This is a genomic window from Pollutimonas rozaliensis (assembly GCF_048751585.1).
Classification (GTDB): domain Bacteria; phylum Pseudomonadota; class Gammaproteobacteria; order Burkholderiales; family Burkholderiaceae_B.
Genome location: NZ_JAZHOB010000333.1, coordinates 1 through 241 on the forward strand (window position 1 = coordinate 1; position 241 = coordinate 241).

The 241-nt window shown below is 69.7% G+C and carries 1 pseudogene; it reads right to left on the bottom strand.

The features are described from left to right. A pseudogene (locus tag V0R37_RS23465) lies at positions 1 to 216 on the bottom strand (hypothetical protein); the annotation flags it as partial. Positions 217 to 241 lie beyond the last annotated feature (25 nt).

Sequence of the window (241 nt, forward strand, 5' to 3'; positions counted from 1 at the left end):
GGCAGCGTGGCCAATGCCCTGGCGCCGGTATTCGCGCAGCTGGGTGCGCAGGCGCGGATGCTGGAGCTGGGCGGCGGTACCGGTGCCTGCGAACAGGCTGCCGAGCTCAGGCGCGGTGGTGAAGTCGCCGCTGCCACCGAACTTGCTGGCGCCGGCGCTGTAATAGCCCCAGCCCGGGGTATACAGGCACAGCTCCATGAAGCGGGAGAACGGCATTGCCCCGCCCTGCGCAAGGATCTCG